Genomic DNA, 6,662 nt, shown 5'->3' with positions numbered 1-6,662 from the left:
CCCGACGTAGGCTCGATCAAGGCTCGTGGATCCTGTTCCGGACGAATGACTAGACACCACTCATCCAACAGGGCCACGAGCCCCTTCACGCCCTACGGCACGAGCCCGATTCCCGACGAAACGCGAAGAGCCGGGTTGTCCGCGATGAGGCGGCGCACGTCCTCCTTGGGCACGCCCGCGTCCGGCAGGCCGCGGACCATGCGCGCGTAGGCGTCCACCGGCAGCGGGTTGTTTGCCTGGAAGGAGATCGCGGACGCTGGTCAGGTCTTCTTCTCTACCGGCGATCCGTGGAACCTGCTCCGCGCCCATGTTCTGCAGCATTTCCCCCTCGCGGAACCTGCTCTGGAGGTCACGCCGGACTTCGAACCCCTCTGGTGGAAGCTCCGGAAGGAAGGACACGTCTTCCTCGAGGAACCTCAAAGACTTCCGCGTCGCGCGCGGAGAGTCGTGGTGAGCCCATCGCCGGGCCGCCGGGCCGGCCAGCTCTACCGCGCATTGTGGCGGTAGCCCACCGGCCTGCGCGACTCTCACACACCGGCCTGTGGGGCAGGCGGGCTGGGCCACGGCGCCGCCGCACGCCGGCTCACTAGGTGACCGCACCAGCGACGATGGCCTGGCATTCGTCCCTGGCGGTCTTCAGCTCCCACAGCGCCGCGGGGTTGGACTGGAGATTGAACAGCGGGCGGAGATCCGTGATCAGCGTCTGTTCGGTGACGTGAATGGCATCCGGGGTCTCGTCTCGATCCACGAGGCCTCCAGATTAGTATCCATCCACGCTATGATCCGGGCAGGGTCCGACGGTGAAAACCTGTAGTTACGCTGATTGGCCGTTCCCACCGATGAGCCGCGCGGAGGTCGATATCCCAGCACAGCGCCCATGGTATGGAAGAACGTCCCGTGCCCCCGCGCCCGAAGCTCCTGATCCACCAGGCGCTTCCGGAGACTGGTCTTTGCCTGCCCGACGTAGATGAGACGGTCGTCTCGGCTCAGGGCGTGGCTGCGGAAGGGCTCCGGCAGCACTGCGGCCGCGATGACCCGGATGGCATAGATGCCGGGCGTGTTGGGAACGAGCGGATCGATGGATCCGACACGTCGGAAGCACGCGTCTGCTAAGAGCTCACATTCGGCAGCGGGACGTGAAGAGGGCCGATGCGCGTTCCCCGAGGAAGGGAAGACCGCCCCGCGCCAAGTCTTCTGCACCGCGGTGACCGGGTATGTAGACAGGTTGCTGGCCGGCGGTGAGGCGGCCACCGATCCTTCCGGGCTCGCGAGCGAAAGCCGCCCCTCCTCCTTGACGAAGAGATCAGGATAATTCTTCGCTCGGGCGTGGATCTGGCTTGTCGGAACGGGTGCCCCGTCAGCCCGCGAGTAGAGTCCCTTCCCGTTGATGGCATCGGCGAGCTCTCGGGCGGTCATCGGCCGCCCCGCTAATCTGAGGACCTGCCTCATCGCCTGATGAAGGGTCAACTTCGCGCCGCCGCTGGTCACTTCTCCCCCTTGAGCAGGTGTGTGAACAGGTAGTCTTCGCTGACCACCGGGATGCCATAGTCGCGCGCTTTCTTCGCCTTGCCCGGAAGGCTGTCAGGGTCGGCTGCGATCAGGAGCTTGACCTTCTTCGTCACTCCGGGGTGCACTCCGATGCCAAGGCGTCCGAGCCTGGCGACGATGTCCTCGCGGGCTATCTGCATGTCTCCCGTCAGGCACACGAGGTCACCGTGGCGAACCGCGGGAGCCAGGGTCGGCGTCGCACGGGCTGGTGACTCTCGCGGGAGGCGAGGCTCGAACGCTGCCACGAGCACGGTGTCGTCCATTCCCAGCAGCCCGGCGAGCAACACGAGGTCGGCGCGCTCCGACTCGGTGACGATCCCGTCCTCCCACGCGGCGTCAGCAACGGCGTCGAAATACTCGTGGTGAAGGCGAAGCGCCGTCTGGCGGTCAATCCCCAGATCAGCGGCGAGGGCGAGCAACTCATCCTTCTTGCTTGCGGACAGGTAGCGGTCGAGCAGCGCGGTCGAGGAGGGCGAGATACTGATCATGCTCAGCTGGCCCTGCACTCGCCGGGAGCGCAGCCGCGATCTTCTCGAGGAAGTGTGGAGGCTGCCAGTCGGCTGGCTTGCGGTAGGCGACACGCGCAATGGGCGGCGGGGTCCCGAACCAGTCGACGGCCCCTTCCAGAGCGGAGTGCCAGGGACGGGCATCGATGTCGAGGTAGCAGCCAAGCAGCGTGGCCGTCGCCTCGGCATCGGAACCGGCGCAGTGCGCATCGATGAGATCGATGCTGAAGGCGTCGCAGCAGTCCCGCAGCCCCCGGCGGGAGCCGGGCAGGTACGCACGGGCGGCCGTCATGGTGCACATTCCCAAGTCGAGGAAGCGGCCGGGCAGTTCTCGGCCGAGACGCGTGAATTCCTGCGTCAGGAAGCGCGAGTCGAAGGACAGGTTGTGAGCCACCAGCACGTTGCCGGAGAGACGGAGTTCGAGCTCGTCTGCGATGTCCGCGAACGTAGGTGCCTGACGGATCTCCTCTGCCCGAATCCCGTGGATAAGCTGCGGGCCCAGGTCTCGCTCGGGATTGACGAGCGTCTCCCAGCGATCCAGCTGCTTGCCGGTGTGGTCGACCGTGACTACCGCGACTTCCGCCACGCGATCATAGCGGCCCAGGCCCGTGGTCTCGACGTCGAGCACCGCGAACGTGTCTGTGAACATGATTCCCCCGAAAAGTGTGTGATCCCCTGCTCAATGATCTACACCGATCCACCGACACTTCTGAAAACCGCCGGGTCCAGCGTTCCCTCGGCGAACGGGGCGAGCGATTGCTTCTGCATATCAATCGGGCCGAAACAAGTATTGGCCGCCATCCAATCCCCACCCATAGCCTCACAGAGCAGACCAAGCCGGGGGACGCCGTCGTCCTCCGTGCACGCACCAGTGAGGAGTCGACGATGACTACGCGGACCCTGAGCGTCCAGGACGCCATGGACACAACGCCGATGGGCGCGAGGCGGTGGGCCGTGGTGGCCTTCTGCTTCGTGATCGCGCTGCTGGACGGGTTCGACACGCAGTCGATCGCGTTCATCGGCACCGCCATCGCCGACGAGTTCAAGCTCAGCGCCACCGACATGACCTGGGTGATCACCGCGAGCACCGTCGGCATGGCGCTCGGCGCAATGACGCTCGGAACGTTCGGGGACCGGATCGGCCGCAAGCGCACCATCCTCCTGGCGCTGGCCGTGTTCGGCGCGTTCTCGCTCGCCGGCGCCTTCGCGACCGCCGCGTGGCAGGTCGTCGTGCTGCGCTTCCTCATCGGCCTCGGCATGGGCGGCGCCACCCCAGCCCTCCTCGCCCTCACCGCCGAGTACAGCCCGCGCAAGCGCCGCGGCACCCTCATGACCCTCGTGCTCCTGGGCCTCCCGGGCGGGGCGATGATCGGCGGCCTCGTCGCCGCGGCCTGGCTGCCCGCCGTCGGCTGGCGCGGCATCTTCCTCATCGGCGGCGCGCTGCCGGTCGCCCTCCTGCTCGGCGCCCTCGCCGTCCTGCCCGAGTCCCCCGCCTACATGGTCGCGAAGGGCACCGACGACGCCCTCTCCCGCGCCCGCACCCTCATCACCCGCGCGACCGGTCAGACCATCGCAGACGGCACCGTCCTCACCGTCGAGGACGCGGGCGAGAAGCGCGGCTCCGTCGTCGCCCTCTTCTCCCCCGCCTACCGCACCGTCACCGTCGCCGTCTGGGCCACGTACCTGTTCAACTGGATCGCCTGGTTCCTGCTCCTGCTCTGGATGCCGACCGCGCTCAAGACCCTCGGCCTCGACGCCGGCACCGCCGCCCTCGGCACCGTCACCGTCAACGCCGCGTTCATCGTCTTCGCGATTCCGCTGTCCGCGGTCCTGCCGCGCGTCAACGCCCGCACGCTCCTGCTCAGCATGTTCGGCGCGGGCATCCTCATCGCCCTCGGCCTCGGCGCCGCGGGCACGCAGTGGGGCCTCGTGTTCACGCTCATCGGCCTCGCCGGCTTCGGCATCGGCGGCCAGCAACTCGCCCTGAACTACCTCATCGCGAACGCCTACCCCACCCAGCTGCGTGCGACCGCGACCGGCTGGGGCATCGGCGTCGGCCGCCTGGGCTCGATCGTCGGCTCCGCGCTCGGCGGGGTGCTCCTCACCGGCCTGGGCCCGTCGGGCTACTTCGCCGCCCTCGCGGTGCCGCTCGTGGTCGCCGCGCTCGCGACGCTCCTGGTGAAGCCCGCTCGGGCCGAGGCCTCCGAGGGCGAGCTCGAGGCGGTCGCCGCCGGCCACTGACAGCGGCGCCTCGGCGAGGTGAGCGGACGACGGCGGGCGCACACCCGCCGTCGTCCGCTCACCTGCATCGTTCGGTCTGCGCGGCAACGCTACGCGTGCCAGCGCACGGCACTCACGACGGACTCGGCCAGCCGCTCGACCATGCGCTCGACGGTTTCGGGGTGGCCGAAGCCGCGGAAGACCTCGAGCTGTCGCGCCACCACCTCCGCGATGTCCGCCCATGTGGTCCACGCGATCGATTCCCGCACGTCATTCCTGAACGTCTCGACAACGTCGGCGCCCACGGCGGGCTCTCCGAAGAAGAGCGGCAGATACGCCGCCACCGCGTCCTCAGGCGCCATCCGTCCGTGGCCCCTCACCGCGACGGGCGGTGGAGCGCCGAGGATCAGGAAGAGCATCGGCGTTCGCTCCCCCGCCGCAGCCTTCAGGGCCAGGTATTCCTTGGCGAGCTGGGAGGGCTGGAAGGACGCTCGTCCATTCCGCTTGGCCTCGACGAGCACATAGCTCGCCGGCATGGAGAAGGAGGCATCGGGCTGGACGCGGACGTCGGGCGCTGGCTCCAATTGATCGGGGAGAAGCGTGACGTCGGCAGCCTCGATCTCGGAGACGACGACGCGGCGGGCATCGTCGGCCCCGTGGGCGCTCCTGAGGACCTCGCCGAGGAACAGGTCCCGTGGCAGATAGGAGAGCGGCAGCAGCACCTCGGCGGTGAGGACGTTCTCGCGCCGCCTTCCGCCGTGCCGGTAGTGGGTCGCCTTCTCCCAGGAAAGTTCTTCCAGCAGGCGGCCGATGAAGGAGTCGTTGCTCAGCTCCGCGGACATGCCGTCAGCGTACCGGCCGCCCTAGGCGATAACCTGCCACAGGACTGTGGGGAAGGAATGCGCGTGGTGGACTTTTTGAGCAGCTTCAACGGCGAAGCCCTGACGAATCTTGCGTGGGATGCTGCGATCGTTGCCGCGGTGCTGCTCGCTCTCTGGCGGCATCGGCGCCTCGACCTGGCAGCCCTCGGCGCTGTTCTCGTCTTCGGGTTCGCGAACGCCGTGGCCGCCGTCTACGTCCTGTTGCATCTCGGCGAGGGCCGCTGGGGCGGCGACACCCATGAGCGGCTTGTCGCTCCCTCCCTGGCCGGCATTCCCATGGTCGGCCAGTTCCTGGAATCCATCGACGGCCTCCTCAGTGGGCTGGCCGACGGGGTCAACGAATTCAACAATGTGCAGGCTGCGCTTCCGGTGGCTGGGGGTTTCCTAGCCTCCGCCGGCTGGGCGTTCGCCCTCGCCATACCGCTGAGCATCGTCGCGATGGTGGCGAGCTTTGTCGAGGAGTGGCGGCGCCGGCGGGCGTTCAGGCGGGTGACCCAGCAGGTCCACGAGCTCACTGCCGAAGTTGCCGAGCTCAAGCGCCTCGTCGGTGATCCGGTCCGGGTGTAGCTCCGAGGCATGAACGTCCGGAAGGGCGGAATCCTGGGACGTGACCATCGGCGCCACTCGTAACCACCGATGCGAGTCGTGATCGCCGGCGCGGCGACGCTCCTCGACAAACCTCCTAGGGCGAACTCGAACCAGGTGCCGCCCACTGACCCCCGCGCCGGTTAGCGGACGACGCCGGGCGCGCACCCACCGTCGCCCTCGCCCCGCTCTACCGCGCCCGCGGCGCGTGCACGGACGGCGCGTAGACGAGCTCCTGCGTGCGCCCGTCGAGGGTCCGCGCCTCCAGCAGGTCAAGGTCGAAGTCCCCGGCGCCGCCGAAGATGGGCGCCCGGCCGGTGATCCCGGTGATGACTGGGAAGATCGTCACCTGAAGGCGGTCCACCAGGCCGGCGGCCATGAGGGCGCGGTTCATCTTCAGGCTGCCGTGGGAGCGGAGCGGGATGTCGGATTCCTCCTTGAGCCGGGCCACGACCTCGACCGCGTCGCCGCGCATGAGGGTCGTGTTCGGCCAGGGCAGCGGCTCGTCCGGCGCCATCGAGCGCGAGACGACGACCTTGCGCATCTCGCTCATCCGCTGGGTCCAGACGTCGTCGAACTCCTCGCCGGCCGCGAAGAAGCCGGAGAACATGCGGTAGGTGTCCGGCCCGAAGACCATGAGCTGCTCCTCACCGAAGAGGTCGGCGCGGCGCTCGAGGAGTTCCGGCCCCTGCTTGCCCCAGTAGCCCGTCCACTCGTCGGTCGCCGAGCCGAACCCGTCGAGCGAGCTGAAGACGTCGAAAGTGTAGGTTGCCATGGCTCCGACCGTACGCTCACGCCCCCAGCGCCGACAGGTCCCGCGGCGGGCCGAACCGGGCGAAGGCGACGCGCGACGGCGCGTGGCCGGCGCACGCGGGCCGGGAACCCGCCGTCGTCCGCGCCCGCGGGGGGTGAGCAGGCGAAA

At 68.5% G+C, this 6,662-nt stretch carries 9 protein-coding genes; 2 read left to right on the top strand and 7 right to left on the bottom strand.

What is annotated here, in order from left to right; translation table 11 throughout:
- Window positions 1–92: 92 nt before the first annotated feature.
- From CGQ25_RS18410 to CGQ25_RS18400, 5 genes are all read right to left on the bottom strand, one after another.
- Window positions 93–218, bottom strand: a complete 126-nt coding sequence (locus CGQ25_RS18410; RefSeq protein WP_255405387.1) for a hypothetical protein — start codon at window positions 216–218, stop codon at window positions 93–95.
- A gap of 368 nt (window positions 219–586) precedes the next feature.
- Window positions 587–748, bottom strand: a complete 162-nt coding sequence (locus CGQ25_RS03805) for a hypothetical protein (protein WP_208713195.1) — start codon at window positions 746–748, stop codon at window positions 587–589.
- Window positions 697–1,488, bottom strand: a complete 792-nt coding sequence (locus CGQ25_RS18690; protein ID WP_208711891.1) for a winged helix-turn-helix domain-containing protein — start codon at window positions 1,486–1,488, stop codon at window positions 697–699. The genes CGQ25_RS03805 and CGQ25_RS18690 overlap by 52 nt, the downstream gene beginning before the upstream one ends.
- Window positions 1,485–2,036: a BRCT domain-containing protein gene (locus CGQ25_RS18405; protein ID WP_255405547.1), complete on the bottom strand. Its 552-nt coding sequence runs from the start codon at window positions 2,034–2,036 to the stop codon at window positions 1,485–1,487. Before CGQ25_RS18405 ends, CGQ25_RS18690 begins: the two co-directional genes overlap by 4 nt.
- Window positions 1,969–2,703, bottom strand: a complete 735-nt coding sequence (locus CGQ25_RS18400; protein WP_255405546.1) for a PolC-type DNA polymerase III — start codon at window positions 2,701–2,703, stop codon at window positions 1,969–1,971. The genes CGQ25_RS18405 and CGQ25_RS18400 overlap by 68 nt, the downstream gene beginning before the upstream one ends.
- A gap of 236 nt (window positions 2,704–2,939) precedes the next feature.
- Between CGQ25_RS18400 and CGQ25_RS03790 the strand changes: the two genes are divergently transcribed.
- The gene (locus CGQ25_RS03790; RefSeq protein WP_208711890.1) at window positions 2,940–4,295 is read left to right on the top strand and encodes an MFS transporter; all 1,356 of its coding nucleotides are present in this window, start codon (window positions 2,940–2,942) and stop codon (window positions 4,293–4,295) included.
- An 89-nt stretch (window positions 4,296–4,384) separates the two neighbouring features.
- Here CGQ25_RS03790 and CGQ25_RS03785 read toward each other — a convergent pair whose 3' ends face one another.
- Entirely contained in the window at window positions 4,385–5,116 is a 732-nt protein-coding gene (locus tag CGQ25_RS03785) for a hypothetical protein (RefSeq protein WP_208711889.1), read from the bottom strand.
- 57 nt (window positions 5,117–5,173) lie between these two features.
- Between CGQ25_RS03785 and CGQ25_RS03780 the strand changes: the two genes are divergently transcribed.
- Window positions 5,174–5,722 (top strand): hypothetical protein, encoded by a 549-nt coding sequence (locus CGQ25_RS03780; protein WP_208711888.1) that lies wholly within the window; start codon window positions 5,174–5,176, stop codon window positions 5,720–5,722.
- 208 nt (window positions 5,723–5,930) lie between these two features.
- Here CGQ25_RS03780 and CGQ25_RS03775 read toward each other — a convergent pair whose 3' ends face one another.
- A complete protein-coding gene (locus tag CGQ25_RS03775) occupies window positions 5,931–6,515 on the bottom strand; it encodes a dihydrofolate reductase family protein (RefSeq protein WP_208711887.1) in 585 nt (194 codons plus the stop codon).
- Window positions 6,516–6,662 lie beyond the last annotated feature (147 nt).

It is taken from the genome of Sinomonas sp. R1AF57 (assembly GCF_002224485.1).
GTDB lineage: Bacteria > Actinomycetota > Actinomycetes > Actinomycetales > Micrococcaceae > Sinomonas > Sinomonas flava.
This window is presented reverse-complemented; position numbering and strand designations above follow the sequence as displayed.

Coding starts and splice junctions, on each gene's coding strand:
- CGQ25_RS18400 (WP_255405546.1), bottom strand. CDS start 2,703: ATGTTCACAGACACGTTCGCGGTGCTCGACGTCGAGACCACGGGCCTG.
- CGQ25_RS18405 (WP_255405547.1), bottom strand. CDS start 2,036: ATGATCAGTATCTCGCCCTCCTCGACCGCGCTGCTCGACCGCTACCTG.
- CGQ25_RS03775 (WP_208711887.1), bottom strand. CDS start 6,515: ATGGCAACCTACACTTTCGACGTCTTCAGCTCGCTCGACGGGTTCGGC.
- CGQ25_RS03785 (WP_208711889.1), bottom strand. CDS start 5,116: ATGTCCGCGGAGCTGAGCAACGACTCCTTCATCGGCCGCCTGCTGGAA.
- CGQ25_RS03790 (WP_208711890.1), top strand. CDS start 2,940: ATGACTACGCGGACCCTGAGCGTCCAGGACGCCATGGACACAACGCCG.
- CGQ25_RS03780 (WP_208711888.1), top strand. CDS start 5,174: ATGCGCGTGGTGGACTTTTTGAGCAGCTTCAACGGCGAAGCCCTGACG.